Here is an 18,465-nt window from a genome sequence, read left to right as displayed (position 1 = left end):
ATGATAGCAGACTGTGAGAAACTGATGATTCAGGTGCGCCGGTTACTGAAGCGCATGGCCGGATTGTACGGCGTAAAATTCTGAACTTCACCGCGGGCCGTAATTGCCTGCACACTTTGCCAGTATTCGGGCGTCATCAGATCACCGTGATATTCTTTGAGGATATCCTTGAACTGTTTTTTCCCCACGATGAAGTGTTCGAACTGTTCGGGGAACACATCATCGGGCGCCACTGAAAGGGTATCCAGAGCATAAGGATCGTCGGACTTGGGCAGTGTTCTGAAATTACGATCTTTCATCAGGCAAATTTCGTCGTAATCATAGAATATCACCCGGCCGCCTTTGGTGATGCCGAAGTTCTTGTGCAGCATATCGCCCGGGAATATATTCGCCAGCGCAATTTGTTTTATGCACAAACCCAGTTCGTAGATGGCGTGACGCAGTTTGTCTTCATCGGTTTCCTGAAGCAGATACAGATTAAGCGGGGTCATCTTCCGTTCAATGTACAGGTGACGGATGATAAGTTCGTCACCAGTAAATTCCAGGCTGGATGCGCAGGTGTCTTTCAGTTCCTGTATCAGGTCCGGATGCATGCGTGAAAGGGGGAAGCGGAAATTCACGTATTCATGGGTATCGGCCATTCTGCCCACACGGTCCGACATTTTCACCATCTTGTAGCAGTCTTTCACGTGCTGACGGGTAATTTTTTTGCTTTCTGCAAATTCATCTTTGATGATTTTGAACACCACCCCGTATGACGGCAGATGGAACACCATCATCACCAGGCCGCGGGTTCCCGGTGCCCGCTCAAAGATGTCGTCGCTGTTATCCAAATGCTGCAGGTAATTGCGGTAAAACACGGTTTTGCCGTGTTTGTGGTGGCCCAGCGACATATACAATTCAAAATGCTTTTTATGCGGCAGCAGCTCCTGCAAAAAGGCGGCGATTTCGGCGGGATACTGGGTATCCACCATAAAGTAGCTGCGGGCAAACCCGAAGATAACACTCAGATCCTGACGGTCCGTAAGCAGGGCATCCACATAAATTTCCTGATTGTCATTGGTATGCATGGAGATGACAAAGGGCAGGGTTTCGCCGGGCATGCAGATACGACCGATAAGGTAAGCCGATTTGCCACGATAAAATACCGGTTTAAGGATTTCCACCAGTTCCACGCTGGCCAGTTGTTCCTTGTTCAGACGCTTGCGCAGCGCTGTTTCAAGGTGAGCCATATCACGGGGATAATCTTCGAAGGCAAGGTTGAAGCGGTAAAGTTTGTAAATAGATTCATACATTTGTGCCACGGTGGTCGTGGTGTCGAGGCTGTTAATCACCTGCGCCCGGTCGCGGCCGGGAAGAAAGCACCGGCTGGGCAGCACAAACATCATGTCATTGTCGAAGCTCTGGTGACGGAACAGACGGCCAATGATGGAATTATAAAATGTTTCAGCCAGCTCAAACTGGGGATGGGTTTCAAGGTGGCGGGTGAATGACTCCTTTAATTCCTGCCAGAAGCTGCGATCCCGCTGGTGGACTTCCACAAGGTGATAGATATCAGCTACCGCGTCGGAAACACTTTTCTCATAAATGTTCAGTCTGTCTCTGGACGCGGTTTGGGTGGCAGACCACTCGCCATTTTCAAAGCGCTCTTTTGCGCCACGGGTTATACGGGTGAACCACCGGTAACTTTTATCAAAGTGGGTAAGAATTTGAAATGCGATTTTTTTCGCCAGGCGGGTATCTGTCATGGCCGGTGCTCATTAAACTTTTACACCATAACCCTAGCACATGGCGTGTCAGGGCAGTAACACTCTGGTGAATAGTAATTATAAGTCTGTCAGCAATCAGACAGACTTATATTAAGTACCCGTGACACTCAGTTGGCCGGCATCAGATAGATTTCCCGTACACTATTGCGCGGGTCTGCATTGATGGCAAAAGCAACAGCATCTGCTACATCTTCAGGTTGAAGTTTGTCTTCTTTGGGTTCGTCAAAGAACGGCGTATTGACCATGCCGGGGCATATTGTGGTGCACCGGCCCTGCCATTCTTTCATTTCTTCGGCAAGGTTCATCCCGAAGCCATAGGCAAACCACTTAGTCGCTCCGTACACTGACCCTTTAATTGACACTTTACCTGCCGCAGAACTGGTGAGCAGGAAATGGCCCTTTGTTTCTTTCAGATGTGGAAGCGTTAGCTTAGCCGTCCAGAGCAGAGCCTTAATATTGATATCAACCATGGTATCCCATTCCTCAGGATCACCATTTTGAGTACCGGCGGCGTTCACACCCTTGCCGGCATTAGCGAAAACGGCATCCAGGCGTCCAAAATGGTCAACGCCAGTTTTTACTACCTTTGAAAGTGCCTCAAAATCCGTGGCATCAGCAGCCACAGCAAGGACGTTTTGAGAGCCAAGCTCATCGGTCAACTTTTCAAGTTTATCGCTACTTCGTGCAGTGATAATCAATCTATGGCCACCGGCAACTAATTTTCTGGCTGTTGCTTCACCAATGCCACTGGATGCGCCGGTTATCAGTACCACTTTACTCATCGTCAACTCCTTCCTGTCGGGCGAATTTTTTCAAGTTAATGTTGGTACTTATGGGAGAGAAGGTTTGATCATGATTCAACTGATAGGACAGCAGCATGCCCATTTTTTATTGCGAACCTGCTCTTAGTAATGATAGTTTGGTTTCAAATAAGAAATACCTTGCCTTAATTATGAATGTCATCCACTGGCGGGGATTTTTGTGTCTGAAAATAATAAAGAAAGTTCTGTATTCTTCCGTTTGGCAGTAAGTAAAAACACGCAAGCGCGCGGTTTAAAATCTGCCTCTCTCTTATCAAAATTCATTTCGAAAGTATCAGCTATGTATCGCAGGGGAAGCACTGCCGCTTTCCTCCGCACATACAGAACTCAGGGGCAGACACCTGCCATGATACTTTTAATTAAATTCTGGCTGGTTGCAGCCTGCTGTTATCTTCCCGGGTGCTCTCCTGCACCGGAGGAGACCACCTCTGTTGAGCAACCTGCTGAAGCAACCGGCACCGAGATTCGCTGGGACGGATACGGCGTGCCTCACGTTTATGGAGACAGCGCGGAATCGGTATTCTATGGCTTTGGCTGGGCGCAGGCAGAAAGTCAGGGAGATATCATTCTCCGGCTCTATGGCCAGGCGCGAGCAAAGGGGGCGGAGTACTGGGGGGCAGATTATGAGTCCACCGACAAGTGGCTGATTGCCAACGGCGTGCCTGAACGGGGCGAAAAGTGGTATCAGGCTCAGGAGCCGGATTTCAAAGCCAATCTGGATGCGTTTGCACAAGGTATCAACGATTACGCTGAGGCACACCCTGAAAAGCTGGATCAGGACGTGCTGAAAGTGCTTCCGGTAACCGGTACTGATGTGGTGACTCACGCCCACAGGCTGATGAATTTCATCTATGTCGCTAACGAGAGCAAAATCATCGGTGACCGTGCGCCGCCAGTGAAAAACGGCTCCAATACTTATGCGGTGATGCCATCGAAGTCAAAGAGCGGTAATACCCTGTTGCTGCAGAACCCGCATCTGCCTTGGGCATCCGGTTTCTTTACGTATTATGAATCCCACCTGACCGGACCAGGCTTTGAAATGTATGGTGCGACTCAGGTAGGTCTGCCGGTCATCCGCTTTGCCTTCAACCAGAATATGGGCATTTCTAATACTGTGAACGGCATGCTGGGAGCGACTTCCTATTTGCTGACACTCAAAGATGATGGCTATGTGTATGATGGCCAAACGCTGCCGTTTGAAACAGAAACCAGGCACTATAAGGTGCTGCAGGAAGATGGCTCCGTTGAGGAGAAAACACTTGAGCTGAGACAATCTGTGCATGGTCCGGTGTTTGTTCGTGATGACGGTGTGACCATCGCTCTGCGTGTTGCAGGCCTCGACCGCCCCTTTATGCTGCAGCAGTATTACGACATGCTTCAGGCGAAAGACTTTGATGAATTTCAGACCATCATGAAACGCCTGCAAATTCCTACCTTCAACATCACCTACGCGGATAAAGCGGGCAACATCGAGTATCTGGATAACGGTATTCTGCCGAAACGCAAACAGGGAGATTTAGATTTCTGGCAGGGGCTGGTACCCGGCGACAGTTCTGAGTATCTCTGGACCGAAGTGCACACCTATGAAGAACTGCCAAAAGTGATTAACCCTGACAGTGGCTTCGTTCAGAACGCAAACGATCCACCCTGGTTGGCTACCTATCCTGTGGTGTATAAGCCTGAAGACTTCCCTGCTTATGTCGCCCCTAAAGGCCCAATGTCTTTCCGTGCTCAGGGCGCAGTTAAACGTATGGCGGAATCAGGTAAGCTATCTTTTGCTGAGTTTGAGGAAATGAAAACCTCCACATACTCCCTGATGGCGGAGCGTTTGCTGGATGAGCTTCTTACTGAGGCCAGAAAGAGTGACGATCCGGAAATTCAGCAGGCGGTTACCCTGTTTGAGAACTGGGACAAAACCTTCAGCGAAGACAGCCGCGCGGGGTATCTGTTCGAGGAGTGGGCAGCACAGTTTTCCGGTCCGCGACCGCGATTCAGCAGTGAAGCGAATTATGTTGAGGGCTGGAGTATGGACAAGCCGCTGTCTACGCCTTACGGCATCAAGGATCCGGCTCAGGCTGTCGTGATGCTGAAAACGGCTGTTGAGAATACCAAAGCTAAATATGGCAGAATAGATCCGGTATTCGGGGAAATTTCACGCTTCCGCATTCTCGATAAAGACGTTGCCGGTCACGGTGGCTACGGGAACCTTGGGGCGTTTAACGTAATCACCTGGGTCGATCCTGATGAGGATGGTATCCGTGAGCCCTATCACGGTGAAACGTGGATTTCGATGATTGAGTTCTCTACGCCGGTTAAAGCTAAAGGCCTTATGGCTTACGGTAACTCTCGCCAGAAAGGCTCTGAGCATTATTCTGACCAGCTCGAACTGCTGAAAAATGAGCAGTACCGGCCGTTCCTGTTGCTACGGGATGAAATTGAAAAGAATACTGTTAACACAGAGCATATCGACGGTAATTTCGATAAAAATTAGCAACCAGAGTTTCATGTTATGACTACTGACGCGGTCCGTCAGCGATTTTGATTAATTTACCATTGTGAAAATCGAGCAGGCGCAGAAATTTACCGTTACCCATGTCATAAATGTAGCGGGTCACTTTGACGTAATCGTCCCGTTTGCGAATAAAACCGAAATCTTCCTGCGAGTCCGGCTGGCCACACTTCTGAATGACGTCATAGGTACTTTCTCCTTCCAGTACCAGCTTTGTTCCGCACCGCAAACCATTTGCGCTGGTCGCGGTTGAAAGCAGGAAGGTAAGGGCCAGAAAAAGGCTCTTTCTTATGCGCATGGTAGCTCCTTGCTGACAGTTTTTTGAAAAAACACGCCTCCACTATAGCGCACCGGCAACTGTTTCCGAAGACCACTCGCCATTTTCAAAGCGCTCTCTCTCGCATTGCACGGGTTTCTGATTTGATTAATGCACTTATTCTGATTAAATTATGATTAGAATAGGCTCGTCAATCGAATCAGAGAGCAATTATGTGGATATGGCAACAACCAGAATGGCCTGATTTTACGTGGAATGCAGATGTCATTGAGCCGCTCCTCCGGAAAGTCAGATTAAATCAGGGAATTCTCATCGGAAAAATGTTGAGCCAGCCTGTCGAAGAAAAACAGCGAATGCTGGACACTTTTCTGGCAAATATTGTCCATTCGAGTGCTATCGAGGGAGAGAATATTAATGCATTTTCCGTAAGATCGTCACTGGCCGCAAAACTGGGACTTAATGAAAAAACGCCTTATCCTACTACAGCGCAGACAGACGGGTTGGCGGAAATCATAGTTGATGCGATTGAGGAGAATGAAAAGCCGTTAACCCTTGAGAGGATTTTACGGTGGCACAGCCTGTTGTTTTCGGGAGAGGATAATTTTCTTCATCGTATTGAGGGGGGAGTGCTCAGAGGAAGTAGTCCCATGCAAGTCGTTTCAGGCAGGCTGGAAAAACCTGTTGTACATTTTGAAGCCCCCGCGCGAATACATTTAGAGCCGGAACTTTCCGGGTTCATTTCCTGGTTCAATGAGTCCCGTGATGCGTCTTTTCCTGACCCCATAATTCGTGCGGCAATTACCCATTTCTGGTTTGTAACAATCCACCCGTTTGAAGATGGTAACGGTCGCATTACCCGCTTACTGACAGATCTTGCATTAGCGCAGGCTGAAAACCAGTCTGTACGATTTTACGCGATGTCTGTAAGTATACTGAAACGGCGTGCCAGTTATTACGACACACTTGAAAGAAGCCAGAAGGGAACCATGGACATAACTGACTGGGTGAAATGGTTTCTCGAAACACTTGATGACACGTTTAGTCAGGTAATGTGTGATATTGAACAACTCATATTCAAAAGCAGGTACTGGCGATCTGTTGATCAGTCTGTGTTGAATCCTGCACAAGTAAAGGTGTTGAACAAGATGCTGGATGGTGACTTTGCAGACGGGGTTAACACTACTCAATATCATCGTGTCGCGAAAGTAAGTAAACCAACCGCTACCCGTCATCTGGCTTTCCTCGTAGAACAAGGCTGTCTGGTTAAGGCTGGTGGCGGCAGAAGTACCCGATACAAATTGAGTGATAAGTTTAGCTAATTGAACATCCACTATAGCGCACAGGCTACAGCAATGCCTGCCATTCCTCCGGATCGCACAATCGGTTACCATTGCAGAATGATTGATTAAAGGACATAAGTAGTATGAGTGCAGAAATTAAGTATGAAGATGTAGTAACAGGAGATGGGCGTGAAGCGAAGAAAGGCGCGTTAATTACTGCCCACTATCGCGGACAGCTGTCAGACGGCACTGAATTTGACTCCTCTTATGAAAAGGGTCGTCCGTTTCAAACCGTACTATCTAAAAATAAAATTATCCAGGGCTGGTTTCTCGGCATTCAGGGTATGCGTGAAGGCGGAAAGCGCAAACTCTGGGTACCAGCGGAACTGGGCTACGGCGACCGGCAAGTCGGCAAAATTCCAGCCGGCAGCGATTTGTATTTTGAAATTGAATTGATCGAAGCGCTTAACCGTGATGATTAATCGTATCAATTCGCAGGCGCTTTAGTTTGCTAAAGCAGCATGCTTCCGCTGAATTCATCGGTGGAAGCATGGTACTCAGGAATAAGTTAAATAAGTCCTTTCAGACGCGCCAACCCCAGCGCATTGCAGGTGGTGGCATCAAGGATTTCACCTTTTTTAACCATCTCATCCAGATCCGATAAAGCAATGCGGTGGCAGGTCAGGCCTTCTTCCTCAGGGTCGAGATTTTGTTCGGTCATAGTGAAATCTGTGGCAATCCAGATGTGATAACCCTGATTACAAAAACCGTAAGCTAAATACTGATAACCCACGTGAGTCCAGTTTTTTGCCAGCAGGCCTGTTTCTTCCTGTAGTTCGCCGGCAGCTAGTTCTGCCGGATCGGCCTGGCCATTCTCTTCCCAGGTGCCCTGAGGAAATTCCAACTGACGCTTTTCAACCGGGTAGCGGTATTGTTCTACCATGTACACGTATCCGTCCTGCACGGGGATAACAACGGTGAAGTCCGGTTTTTCCATCACGCTGTAAATGCCTTGCTGGCCACTCGGGCGCTCGATGGCATCTTCTCTTACCCGCATCCACTTATTTTCATACACCACTTTGCTCGACAGGGTTTTGATTTCTGCTGACATCGGTTTTAGCTCCTGAGTTGTTTCTATGTATTTGAACATCTTAGTTCCCGGGTTCCACAGAGATTCATCGGTTATTTTTGTTTATCTGCCGAGGAATAAATTAATATTTCAAACTCCCGCTTCAGTTAACTCATTATTTATGATTTACTCCGCCCGCAGCACTACTGACCAGTTGTTCAGGTTTTAATCTGATCGTTCTTCATGCTGCCACGCATATAATTCTAAGAGTCTCATCAAGGCTCATCAAAGGGCTTTCGGGCCGTACCCTGACTTCAGAAACGGATGCCATGACATCCCGCTTATCAATTCCGATAAGGCGTATTTTCGATTCAATAATAAATTCTTAGGGAACACTTTTTATGTTACAGGACAAATCCCGGTCGTCTGCATTTCGACTATCTCTTCTTTCTGCCGCAATCATCGGATTACCGTTAGCCGTTTCTTCTCAGGCCGTCGCACAGGAGCAAACTGATCCGGCTGCAGATGCCAGTCTGGAAAAAATCCAGGTAGTGGGTTCACGCCGCGTGGGACGCACAGTGAATGATTCACCGGTGCCTATCGATATCATTGATGCGTCTGCTATTGCTGCGACAGGTTTAACTGAAACCAACATGATTCTGAACAACCTGCTGCCCAGCTTTAACTTTCCGCAACCTTCTATGACCGATGGTACTGACCACGTGCGTCCTGCACAGCTGCGCGGTCTGGCTCCTGACCACACTCTCGTTTTAGTTAATGGCAAACGCCGGCATACCAGTGCACTGTTAAACCTGAACGGTTCTGTTGGCCGGGGTTCTTCTGCGGTGGATTTAAATGCGATTCCGGCTAACGCCATTAAACGTATTGAAGTATTGCGTGACGGTGCGGCTGCCCAGTACGGCTCTGATGCTATCGCAGGTGTGATTAACATCGTACTGAAAGATGCCAGCGAAGGCGGCGAAGTGTCTGCCACCTACGGTGCCAACGTGACGACAATGGACGGTGTGCCGGAGTTAACCGGTGTCAGTGTCGCTGACAATGGTGATCTTGCTTTCCAGACCGGCTCCGACCGCTCTTTAACGGATGGTCAGACAGCCACACTGCGCGGCAACATCGGCTTCGAATGGGGCAATGACGGCTTTGTAAATGTGTCTGCTGAATACCGCGATCGGGGCCAGGCCAACCGTGCCGATTACGATCCCCGTGAAAACTATGCCCGCGACGAAGAAGGGAACCTTGATCCCCGTGAGTTAACGGTGGACCGTTACAATCATGTATTCGGTAATGGTGACGTGGAAGACTATGCGCTGTTTGTGAATGCCGGAAAAGCGATTAACGATAAGGTTGAGTTTTACGGAACAGCCGGCGCCAGTAAGCGTAATTCTGTCAGCGGCGGCTTCTACCGCAGAGCACAGGATTCACGGAACATTGCATCCATTTATCCTGACGGTTTCCTGCCGCAAATTACCACTGATATCAAAGATTCGTCTGTACTGGCCGGTATCAAAGGTTATGACGAAGTGTGGAATTACGATTTATCTGTCACTCATGGTGAAAACGAGCTGGAATACGGTGTCGCCAATTCTCTGAATACGTCTTTGGGCCCTGACAGCCAGACAAGTTTTGACGCCGGCTCTTTAGAGTATCAAACCACTGTGGTGAATGCAGATGCGTCACGCCTGGTTGATACTGGTGTATTCTACAGCGAAATGAACTTTGCAATGGGTGCAGAGTATCGTCACGAAAGTTATGAAATTACCGCAGGTGAGGAAAGCTCTTACATTCAGGGTACGTTCGGTCCCGGCGGTGCGGTTTCTGCAGATGGCTCTTTGGGTGCGGCCGGTTCCCAGGTATTTCCGGGTTTCACTCCGGAATCAGCGGGCAAGAACAGCCGCCACAACTACAGCTTGTATGTCGATTTGGAAGCAGATGTACTTGAGCAGTGGAACGTTGCTGTTGCGGGCCGTTTTGAAGACTATTCTGATTTTGGCAGCACCTTTAACTGGAAGTTGTCTAACAGGGTAACTGTCACCGATGAGTTTGCTTTACGTGCATCGGTATCTACCGGTTTCCGCGCTCCGTCGTTGCAGCAACAACACTTCACTGCCATTTCTACCGTTTTTGTAGACAGTGTTCCGGTAGAAACAGGTACCTTTGCACCGTCCAGTGATGTTGCGCAGGCGCTGGGCAGTCCCGGTCTGGATGCAGAAGAGTCAGTTAACTACAGCGCAGGCTTTACCTGGTCACCGTCTGCAGACTTTAACCTGACAGTAGACTTCTACCGCATCGATATTGACGACCGCATTGTGTTGTCAAACAACCTGTCCGGCGATGCAATCGAGGCGCTACTTGAAGGCACCGGTGCGACCAGCGCGCGTTTCTTCTTAAATGCGATTGACTCCCGTACGCAGGGTGTTGATATTGTGTCGACGTATACGCTGGACACAGCAGAGTGGGGCGCATTTAACTTCAATGCCGGCATAAACTTTAACGACAATGAAGTCACCCGCGTTATCGATGCACCGGATGTGCTGCAGGGCGCCGGTTTTGACCAGAGTAACTTGTTCTCTGATGTTGAGTTGCGCCGGTTCGAAACGGCTTCGCCTGAAAGTAAAGTTAATTTAGGCGTCACCTGGTCGTTTGACCGCTACACCACAACGTTAAGAACAACCCGTTACGGTGAAGTGGAAGATCCGTCCTCCACCGCTGAGCTGAATGAAATCATTCCGGCGGAGTGGGTAACCGATCTGGACATTAATGTAGCGTTAACGGAAGGGTTGTCTGTGTCTGTGGGCGCAAACAACGTATTTGATGTGTATCCCGAGGCAAGCCGCTACACGGTAGAAGCGCCGACCACCTTTACTTACATCATGCCTTATTCAGGCTTTTCGCCTTACGGCTTTACCGGCCGCTATGTTTACGGAAAAATCACTTACCGTTTCTGATGATGTGAACCGGGTAATAGCAACGTGATATAAGCGGTGCACAATGCACCGCGTTTTTCGTTCCGGCCTCAGCTGCCGGAAAAAATCATCGCACTGTAAGCCGTAAGATGGATAAGATTGTCATTCAGTTGCACATCGTTTGTTGTAATACCGTCCTGCCAGGCAAACAGGCAGGCTGCATCCGGCGGCATGCCATTTAACCGGTACCCTTCCACATTTGCGCCTGAAAAATTAATCATGACATAAACGTGTTTGTCATCAAGGCCATTGCTTCGTTTGTAGATCAGCACTTTGTTGTCATCGTCCTTATGCACAATTTCTGTGGCACCGCCGGTCAATGCAGCACTGTTCCCGTTTTTATTAGTACGTAAACCGACCAGTTGCGTAAATGCTTTTGCATACTCAGCAAAGCGGGTTTTGCGTTCCCAGTCGATATCACTGGTATCATCGAACCAGCCGGACTCTTTGAAATCCTGCCCCTGAAACAGCATAGGTATGCCCGCGGTTGTGAGGGTAAGGACGCCGGCTAAAATGCCTTTCTGACGGGCAAAGTAGTTGTCATCCACACCGCCCGGCGCTACTTCCTCAACCAGTCTGGCCTGACCGTTAGCGACTTCATCATGGGATTCGGTATATACCACTCTGGCAAACGGGTTTCCGCTGACCACTCTGGTAATCGCGTTAACCACCGTGCTCAAATCGACATAACTGTCTTCGGTTTTTGTCAGCGTATCGCGGACAGGATGAACGAAACCTGCGGCCCACTGTGCCGTATAGCCACAACCGCCCTTATCTAAAGGATCGGTAATGTACTCATGACTGTGAAGATCTTCTGCAATGGTCATTTTACCCGGGCAGGACGTCTGAATACGGTGATTGATGGTTTTAATCAGATCGTAGGCTTCAGGGATATCGTCATCGCCGGTATCGGCACCGGACACACTGCGCATATAAGGCACCATATCCATCCGCAATCCGTCAGCTTTAAATTCGTTCAGCCACATCAGTGCATTGTCGGTGAGATAGTCCCGCACCTCCTGACGGCCATAGTCAGGTCGCGTATCTCCCCATGGCGTGGCACTGCGGTAATCATTGTAGAAATAAATGCCGCCTTTATCGTTCTCGTGCCAGCCGTCAAACTGCCAGATATCCAGGTCGCCCGGGCCTAAATGGTTGTAAACCACATCAAGAATTACACCGATCCCCATGCCGTGAGCAGCATCGATAAAGGCTTTCAGTCCGTCAGGACCGCCGTAGGCCTCTTCTACTGCAAAGGGATAGGCAGGGTTGTAGCCCCAGCTAATATCGCCGGCGAATTCATTCACAGGCATGAGTTCAACCATCGTCACGCCCAGCGCTTTCAGTTCAGGTAGCTTTTCTATGGCCGATGCAAATGTGCCGTGGCCATCTTCGGGTTTATTAAACGTGCCAATATGCATTTCATAAATGACGCGCTCATGAAGGGGGGCGGATTCAAATTCTGTGTGTTGCCACTGATATTCATCATCGTAAATAACACTGTTTCCTACACTGTTTGTGACCTTTCTGGCACGGGGATCGTTTTTCAATAACAGCTCATCCTGCAAAGTGGTGATAGCAAACTTGTATTCATCACCGTTTTTCGCGTTGTCAGCAAAACCAACCCAGATTCCGCCTTCACGGGATTCAAGAGGATTTGCAGTCTCATCCCATTCATTGAATGTTCCGGCTACACATACAGATTTGGCATTCGGCGCCCACACAGCAAACTGATAACCTGACTCTGCCTGGCTGACGCCTAAAACTCCGTTAAACGCTGACATAAGGACTTTCTCCGGGAAAAATAAAATCTGATAGGGATGTGTAAGCTGAGATAGCAAAGACAGTGCCGCAACGCGCCGGACGTTGTAGCGGAGTGTACGGCGCTCTTTATTCACTAATAATATGAAAAATATAAAGTTATTCCCGGGCAGAATTCCATTGCCCTGGCCTGAACGGGGTGTTCATTGAGCTCCGGAAGAAAAAATTACGGAATGCTCCGGCAAAATGTACGCAATGAAATTCCCGTTTTTCCTGTCAAAATATGATGAATCGCAATATGAAAAGGCAGAAAAAGGCTCTCTTTAGGAGTAAATTGTCTGTTCTGACGGTGTTTTACACAGAAAAAGCAAAATCGCGGTTGACAGATAGACGTCTATACGGCAAATTGTCCGTATGAAAACAATGATTAGCACCACCGGCACGATGATTATTACCACCTCTTTGAGGGCGGTCGCTGGCTAGTGCGCAACATTGCAACCAGACATCGAAAGCCCGCCCTCACCAGGAGCGGGTTTTTTTTTACGCAATTGAGCGTTGATGTAGCAAAATAAAACCGAAAGGAGCATTACATGAAAGTCTTAAAGTTTGGTGGATCTTCTCTGGCCGACGCACCCCGATACCTGCGTGTGACCGGGATTTGTATGACCACCCACCAAACCGATGGCGCAGCAGTAGTGCTTTCTGCGCCAAAGGGCGTGACCAACGCGCTTTCTTCTCTTTGTGAACAGGCTGCTGCAGGGGATGACTTCCAGCCTCTGTTTGAAAAGTTAGAGCAAACTGTTCAGGGTATTGCAGACGAATTAAACACCACCTTAGATAACTTCGCCCACGACCACGTTTCTTCATTCATCTCAGAGCGCTTGACTGCGCTTAAGCAACAACTGGAAGGCATTAAGTTGCTTGGTTGTGCTCCGGATTCTGTGGCTGCCGGCATCTTAAGTATCGGCGAATACATCAGTGTGACGCTGTTCAGTGCGATTTTGCAAAGTAAAGGTGTGGTTAACAGTATCATCGACCCGGTCGAATACGTGCTGGCACATGGCGAATATCTCGACAGCATTGCTGATGTGGCAATGAGTAAAGCCCGTTTCAGTGACGTAAAGAACGACGGTTCAGTATTACTGGTTATGCCCGGCTTTGTTGCTGTTAATGAAGAGGGTGAGAAAGTCACGCTTGGCCGGAATGGTTCTGATTACTCTGCTGCCATCCTTGCGGCCTGTATCGACGCAGACTGCTGTGAAATCTGGACGGATGTAGACGGTGTTTATAACGCTGACCCGAATCAGGTTGAAGGGGCAGTATTACTTGATAAGCTGACTTATCAGGAAGCCATGGAGCTGTCTTACTTCGGTGCCAAAGTACTGCACCCGAAAACCATTGGTCCTATCGCTCAGCACCACATTCCCTGTCTGATCAAAAATACCCTGAATCCTTCTGCGCCCGGCACGCTAATCAGTAACGAAGCCAGCGAGAAATGGACGTCAGTGAAAGGTATTTCGCAGCTCGATAACATCACGATGTTTAATGTTGCCGGACCTGGCCTCAAAGGCATGGTAGGCATGGCAAGCCGTGTGTTTGAGGTGATGAGTAATGCCAATATCTCCATTAGCCTGATCACCCAGTCCAGCTCGGAATACAGCATCAGCTTCTGTATACAGGAAAAAGATGCGGCCCGTGCACAGCAACTGCTGGAAGATGCCTTTGCTCTGGAATTGCAAAACCAGTTGCTTGATCAGATTGAAGTGCGTCACGACTTAGCCATTGTTACCCTGGTCGGTGATGGAATGCGTCACACAAAAGGCCTGGCAGCCCGGTTCTTTGCTGCATTGGCGCAAGCCCGTGTGAACAACGTAGCGATTGCTCAGGGATCTTCAGAGCGTTCCATCTCTACGGTTATCGAAGCGAAAAAGGCGAAGAAGGCGGTACGGGTTATTCACCAGAATTTCTTCTCCGATCGCCACACCATTGACGTATTCCTGGTCGGCTGCGGCAACGTAGGTACAGAATTGCTGGGTCAGATTGCCCGTCAGCAACCTGCACTGTTGAAGCGCAATATTCAGTTACGTGTATATGGTATTGCCAACAGCCGCAAACTGCTGCTTAACGCGCAGGGTATTGATGTGTCAGGTGACTGGCAGTCTGCACTGTCAGCTTCTGAGGAGTCGTTAAGCGTTGAGCGTTTACACCAGTTCGTTAACAGCAACAGTCTGGTAAATCCGGTGATTGTTGATTGTACCAGTCACGAAGCGGTAGCTTCACAGTACGTGGATATGATGGAGCAGGGCTTCCACGTAGTGACGCCTAACAAAAAGGCCAACACCGACACCATGGCGTATTACCGCCAGCTGCGCAGAACCGCACAGAATACGAATCGCCAGTATTTATATGAAACTACCGTCGGTGCGGGCTTGCCGGTTATCGATAACCTGCAGAAACTGTTCGCTGCCGGCGACGTGCTGCATCAGTTCGAAGGCATTTTATCCGGTAGCTTATCCTATGTATTTGGTAAGCTTGAAGAAGGTATGAGCTTGTCTCAGGCTACCAGTGCAGCAAAAGAAAATGGCTATACCGAGCCGGATCCACGTGACGACTTAAGCGGCATGGACGTGGCCCGTAAACTGCTGATCATGGCACGTGAAGCCGGCCTGGTGCTTGAACTGTCTGATATTCAGATTGAATCTGTGTTACCGGAAGGTTTTGCAGAAGGTGCATCAATTGATGAGTTCATGCAGCAGTTACCTGAGCTGGATGCAGCATTTGGTCAGCGCGTGGAAGAAGCCAAAGCCAACGACAGTGTATTACGTTATATCGGCAGTATCGATGGTGACAAGTGTAAGGTAACCATTCAGGCGGTGCCGCTTACGCATCCTCTTGCGGCGGTGAAAGACGGTGAGAACGCGCTGGCAATCAGCAGTGACTATTACCAGCCAATTCCTTACGTTATCCGCGGCTACGGAGCGGGTGGTACGGTAACCGCTGCCGGTGTGTTTGCTGATATTCTGCGTACCATGCCGTGGAAACAAATGGCGCTGTAATTGAAGGATGAGTAGTATGAAAACCACCCGCGCTTATGCGCCAGCCTCCATCGGCAATGTAAGTTTAGGTTTTGATGTGTTGGGTGCCGCACTGGCACCCGTCGACGGCACTGAGTTAGGCGATGTTGTTGAAGTAAAAGATGCAGATGCATTTTCTCTGACCGCCACCGGCCCGTTTGCCCATAAGTTACCGGCAGGTGCCGATAACAACATTGTTACCTTATGCTATGCCCATTTCTTTGAAGAAATGGTAAAAGCCGGCAAGCCCACCCGTCATGTTGAACTGATTTTGCATAAGAACCTGCCCATTGGCAGCGGCCTTGGCTCCAGTGCCAGTTCTATCGTTGCAGCCTTTCATGCACTGAATGCACACTTTGATTATCCCTTTGATGAGAATGCGCTTCTGTTAATGATGGGCGAGCTGGAAGGGCAGATTAGCGGCAGCATTCATTATGATAATGTTGCTCCCTGTTATCTTGGCGGATTAACTCTGATGACCGGCAATGATGCCGAAGTGACGGTGAAATTACCGGTTATCGGCAGCTGGTACTGGGTTGTGTGCTACTCTGGAATAAGTGTTTCCACATCGGCGGCCCGGAATATTTTGCCGAAAGAAGTGGCGATGGCAAATACGCTGACTTTTGGCCGTCAACTGGGCGTGTTCGTGCATGCACTGCACGCGCAGAACGCGGGCCTGGCAGCCAGTGTGATGCAGGATGTAATAGCTGAACCTTACCGCAAGTCATTATTGCCCGGCTTTGACGAGGCCAGAGCGTTCAGTATGGAAAATGGTGGATTAGCATTCGGGATCTCCGGTTCTGGTCCGACAGTATTTGCTGTCTGTGACGATGCTGAAAAAGCCGAAGCGATTCGTGAATGGCTGCAGGCCAATTACGTACAAAATGAAGATGGCTTTAGCCACGTTTGCCGGATCCCTGATAAGGGTGCGGTAGAGCAGCAAGTGTAAAGATTAAAGGTATCCCAGGTGGAATTAGTAAATTTAAAAGTAGCATCAGACACCGCTTCCTTTTCAGAAGCAGTAAAGCGCGGTTTAGGTCAGGAGCAGGGCTTATATTTCCCTACTGACATTCCGAAATTAGACGACATCGACGGCTTGCTCAAAAAGCCTTTCGTTGAGCGCAGCACAGAAGTGCTTACCGCCTTAATCGGTGACGAGCTGGGCGAAGGCACCATTGGCAGTATTGTTGAAGAGGCGTTTACCTTTCCGGCTCCTGTGGTCAGTGTCAATGACAAAGTCGCCACACTGGAGTTGTTCCACGGTCCTACGCTGGCCTTTAAAGATTTCGGCGGCCGTTTTATGGCGCAGGTGCTTTCCCGCATCAGCAATGGCGAACCCATTACCATCCTTACCGCCACGTCCGGTGACACCGGTGCCGCTGTTGCCCATGCGTTCCACGGTATCCCGAACATCAATGTGGTGATTTTATTCCCGAAAGGAAAAATCAGTCAGCTGCAGGAAAAGCTGTTTACCACTTTGGGTGATAACATTCATACCGTTGCTATCGAGAGTGATTTCGACGCCTGTCAGGCGATGGTTAAACATGCGTTTGACGATCCGGATGTGCGTGAAGGTTTGCATCTGAATTCAGCAAACTCTATCAACATCAGCCGTTTGCTGGCGCAGGTTTGTTACTACTTTGAAGCGGTTAGCCAGCTTACGCCGGAACAGCGTGAAGAGCTGGTTATCTCGGTGCCGAGCGGTAACTTCGGTAATCTGACAGCAGGTATGATTGCCAAGTCTTTGGGCTTGCCCATTAAGCGTTTTGTTGCGGCAACGAACCTGAACGATACTGTTCCCCGTTACCTGAAAACCGGCGAGTGGGCGCCCAATCCGACGGTTGCAACCATGTCTAATGCAATGGATGTCAGCCAGCCAAACAACTGGCCCCGCATCGAAGCGCTGATTGAGCGTGGTTACCTGGATAAGTCGTGCCTGCGTGGTGAATGTGTAGATGAAGAATATACACAAATCGCCATGCGTCAGCTTGCGCAACAGGGATATACCAGCGAACCTCATGCTGCCATCGCTTACCGTGCGGTAAGTCACGATTTGGCGGACAATGAGTATGGTCTGTTCCTTGGTACTGCACATCCGGCTAAATTCCGCGAAACCGTTGAGAATGTACTAGGACAGCCTCTGAGCCTGCCTCAGGCACTGGTAGAGTGTTCGAGTAAAGAAAGCCAGGCCGTGCCACTGCCAGCTGACTACGAAGCGCTAAAAGCGCACATGTTCTCTATATTGAAATGACAACATGGCAAGATGTGCTGGGACCTGAAAAGTCCCGGCCCTATTTTAAAACACTGATGGCCAGGGTTGATGAGGCCAGGGCTGCATCAGTGGTGTTTCCTCCTGAACCGGATGTGTTCAATGCATTCGCTCTTACCCCTCTGAATAAGGTACGGGTTGTGATCCTGGGACAGGATCCCTATCACGGGCCGGGACAGGCGCACGGATTATCTTTTTCCGTACAGAAAGGCGTAAAGCTGCCACCATCGTTGAAGAATATCTGCAAAGAACTGGAAACGGATATCAAAGGGTTTTCTATGCCTTCTGACGGCGATCTCACGTCGTGGGCTGAGCAGGGTGTATTGTTATTAAATACCGTGCTGACGGTAGAGCAGGGGAAGGCACACAGCCACGCAAAGTTTGGCTGGGAAACGTTTACCGATCACGTCATAGCCGCCATTAACGAACACACCAGCAATGTGGTGTTCCTGTTGTGGGGCAGTCACGCGCAAAAGAAAGGCGCAAATATCGACAAACAGCGACATCTGGTACTGGAAGCACCACATCCGTCTCCGTTGTCGGCCTACAAAGGTTTTTTCGGGTGTCAGCATTTCAGTCAGACAAATGCCTGGCTTCGCAAACACGGGCAACCTGCCATTAACTGGCAGATATAAAAACCTGCAGGGTGATA

At 49.3% G+C, this 18,465-nt stretch carries 13 protein-coding genes; 8 read left to right on the top strand and 5 right to left on the bottom strand.

The genetic code is table 11. From position 1 onward, the window contains the following. Positions 1 to 29: 29 nt before the first annotated feature. Positions 30 to 1,748 carry a bifunctional isocitrate dehydrogenase kinase/phosphatase gene (gene aceK / locus DS731_RS15850; RefSeq protein ID WP_119502251.1) on the bottom strand — a complete coding sequence of 573 codons (1,719 nt, stop codon included), beginning with the start codon at positions 1,746 to 1,748 and terminating at the stop codon, positions 30 to 32. Positions 1,749 to 1,876: 128 nt separating this feature from the next. Continuing rightward, a complete protein-coding gene (locus tag DS731_RS15845; RefSeq protein WP_442858432.1) occupies positions 1,877 to 2,551 on the bottom strand; it encodes an SDR family oxidoreductase in 675 nt (224 codons plus the stop codon). Between the two features lie 385 nt (positions 2,552 to 2,936). Between DS731_RS15845 and DS731_RS15840 the strand changes: the two genes are divergently transcribed. After that, positions 2,937 to 5,081, top strand: a complete 2,145-nt coding sequence (locus tag DS731_RS15840; protein WP_119503452.1) for an acylase — start codon at positions 2,937 to 2,939, stop codon at positions 5,079 to 5,081. A gap of 22 nt (positions 5,082 to 5,103) precedes the next feature. Here the strand turns inward: DS731_RS15840 and DS731_RS15835 are convergent, their stop codons facing one another. Beyond that, positions 5,104 to 5,397: a DUF2845 domain-containing protein gene (locus tag DS731_RS15835; protein WP_119502249.1), complete on the bottom strand. Its 294-nt coding sequence runs from the start codon at positions 5,395 to 5,397 to the stop codon at positions 5,104 to 5,106. Between the two features lie 191 nt (positions 5,398 to 5,588). Between DS731_RS15835 and DS731_RS15830 the strand changes: the two genes are divergently transcribed. Both DS731_RS15830 and DS731_RS15825 read left to right on the top strand, forming a co-directional pair. Continuing rightward, positions 5,589 to 6,695 (top strand): Fic family protein, encoded by a 1,107-nt coding sequence (locus tag DS731_RS15830; RefSeq protein ID WP_119502248.1) that lies wholly within the window; start codon positions 5,589 to 5,591, stop codon positions 6,693 to 6,695. A gap of 104 nt (positions 6,696 to 6,799) precedes the next feature. Next, a complete protein-coding gene (locus tag DS731_RS15825) occupies positions 6,800 to 7,138 on the top strand; it encodes an FKBP-type peptidyl-prolyl cis-trans isomerase (RefSeq protein ID WP_119502247.1) in 339 nt (112 codons plus the stop codon). An 86-nt stretch (positions 7,139 to 7,224) separates the two neighbouring features. Here DS731_RS15825 and DS731_RS15820 read toward each other — a convergent pair whose 3' ends face one another. Continuing rightward, entirely contained in the window at positions 7,225 to 7,767 is a 543-nt protein-coding gene (locus tag DS731_RS15820) for an NUDIX domain-containing protein (RefSeq protein WP_119502246.1), read from the bottom strand. A gap of 359 nt (positions 7,768 to 8,126) precedes the next feature. Here DS731_RS15820 and DS731_RS15815 point away from each other — a divergent pair, with 359 nt between their 5' ends. Next, the gene (locus tag DS731_RS15815; protein ID WP_119502245.1) at positions 8,127 to 10,691 is read left to right on the top strand and encodes a TonB-dependent receptor plug domain-containing protein; all 2,565 of its coding nucleotides are present in this window, start codon (positions 8,127 to 8,129) and stop codon (positions 10,689 to 10,691) included. Between the two features lie 68 nt (positions 10,692 to 10,759). Here DS731_RS15815 and DS731_RS15810 read toward each other — a convergent pair whose 3' ends face one another. Then, a complete protein-coding gene (locus tag DS731_RS15810; protein ID WP_119502244.1) occupies positions 10,760 to 12,493 on the bottom strand; it encodes an alpha-amylase family glycosyl hydrolase in 1,734 nt (577 codons plus the stop codon). Between the two features lie 567 nt (positions 12,494 to 13,060). Here DS731_RS15810 and thrA point away from each other — a divergent pair. The 4 genes from thrA to ung are packed head-to-tail and all read left to right on the top strand — an operon-like array spanning position 13,061 to position 18,448. Next, positions 13,061 to 15,526, top strand: coding sequence for a bifunctional aspartate kinase/homoserine dehydrogenase I (thrA, locus tag DS731_RS15805; RefSeq protein WP_119502243.1), 2,466 nt, complete (start codon positions 13,061 to 13,063; stop codon positions 15,524 to 15,526). A 16-nt stretch (positions 15,527 to 15,542) separates the two neighbouring features. After that, positions 15,543 to 16,493 (top strand): homoserine kinase, encoded by a 951-nt coding sequence (gene thrB / locus DS731_RS15800; protein WP_119502242.1) that lies wholly within the window; start codon positions 15,543 to 15,545, stop codon positions 16,491 to 16,493. An 18-nt stretch (positions 16,494 to 16,511) separates the two neighbouring features. Further along, the gene (gene thrC / locus DS731_RS15795) at positions 16,512 to 17,795 is read left to right on the top strand and encodes a threonine synthase (protein ID WP_119502241.1); all 1,284 of its coding nucleotides are present in this window, start codon (positions 16,512 to 16,514) and stop codon (positions 17,793 to 17,795) included. Beyond that, a complete protein-coding gene (ung, locus tag DS731_RS15790; protein WP_119502240.1) occupies positions 17,792 to 18,448 on the top strand; it encodes a uracil-DNA glycosylase in 657 nt (218 codons plus the stop codon). The genes thrC and ung overlap by 4 nt, the downstream gene beginning before the upstream one ends. Positions 18,449 to 18,465 lie beyond the last annotated feature (17 nt).

The organism is Alteromonas sp. RKMC-009, from assembly GCF_003584565.2.
Lineage (GTDB): Bacteria > Pseudomonadota > Gammaproteobacteria > Enterobacterales > Alteromonadaceae > Alteromonas.
The sequence above is the reverse complement of the archived record's forward strand: the minus strand, read 5'-3'. Positions and strand labels throughout refer to the sequence as shown.